The organism is Vibrio sp. 10N.286.49.E11, assembly GCF_041469505.1.
Lineage (GTDB): Bacteria > Pseudomonadota > Gammaproteobacteria > Enterobacterales > Vibrionaceae > Vibrio > Vibrio crassostreae_C.
In genome coordinates, this window is the sequence record NZ_JBFRKQ010000016.1 from 1 (window position 1) to 1,374 (window position 1,374).

The following is a 1,374-nucleotide window of genomic DNA, read 5'->3' on the forward strand; positions in this document are numbered from 1 at the left end:
TTAACGGAGACATCAGTGAATCATCGCCGTCACTGTCTACCGCATAAACAGGCAGATCAAAGCTGAGCTCGTTGTTACCACGGGCATCTTGATGGTCCAACGCTTCAATGAGTGTGAACGTGTATTCACCTAATATGGTGCTAGAAAAACTCAGCGTAAATACCGTGGTTTCGACATTCGTCGCACTAGTAGTAAAACCAATGTAGTCACCCGACCCTGTCGGCTCTTCACGTAACTCAACGGCTAAACCGTTCGATTTAAGATCATCGTTAGTATTGAATTCCGTTGGTTCAATTCGGAAACGAACCACATCATCACTTTGGTTGGTAAATGTGATGGTTTGAGTGGAGCTCACCGCGCTGCCACTAGGAGCGGAGCCATCAGTCAGATTTGTTTCAGAAAGGGTTACGCTTGGAATAACGTCAATCGTAGGGTTATCACCATCAGTAATCGTCAGCGTTACGGTAGAAGTCAGAGAATCGTTATCGAAGTCACTTGAAGTCACCACAATCGACTTCACGATATCTTCACTAACTGAGTGGTCTAAATTACGATTTGGCTCAAAGCGTACTTCTCCTCCAAGAGTGATATATAGCTCGCCTTCCGTGAAGCTAAATTGCTGTTCGCCTGAAATGCTTTGATCCAGTGTGTTTACGACACCGTCATAAGTAAACTGAGTGATTGTCGCGCCGTCAGCACTTTGATTTGGCATTACATCAATGGTGTTGGTTGTGATTGTACCGTCAGCAAGATTTGGCTCGGTGATATCTAACGTACCGTCTTGCATGATTTGAACATCATCACCGATAGTCACATTAAGCTGAGACACCAATGAATCGTCGCCATCTAAGTCGACGGCATAAACTGGCAAGTCGAAGGTCAGCACGTTGTTATCTAAGCCATCGGCATGGTCTAATGCTTCAAGCAGTGTGAAGGTGTATTCACCTAACGTAGTACCGGAGAAGCTTAAGCTGAAGACAGGAACGTCCGTTCCACCGTCATCAATAAAGCCGGTATAGATGCCTGAGTCTGCTGGGTCTTCTTTAAGCTCAACCGCAATGTTGTTCGACGTTAACGCACCACCCACATTGAACTCAGTTGGTTCGATTCGGAACTTCTCGACATCATCACTTTGGTTGGTAAACGAGATAGTCTCGGTTTGACTCACCGCACTGCCGCTTGGTGTCGAGCCATCAGAAAGTTGTGTTTCTGATAGCGTCACGCTTGGTACGGATTCGATGGTTGGAATATCACCATCGGTAATGGTCAGAACAACCGTCGCCGTTTCAACATCCACATCGCCATCGCTTGAGGTCACGACAATCGATTTGACGATGTCTTCGCTAACCGTGTGGTCTAGATTGCGGTTTGGTT

1 pseudogene is annotated in these 1,374 nt (G+C 46.4%); it reads right to left on the reverse strand.

Going from position 1 to position 1,374, the window contains the following annotated elements:
- Positions 1–1,374 (reverse strand): annotated as a pseudogene (locus AB4167_RS03285) (hypothetical protein); the annotation flags it as partial.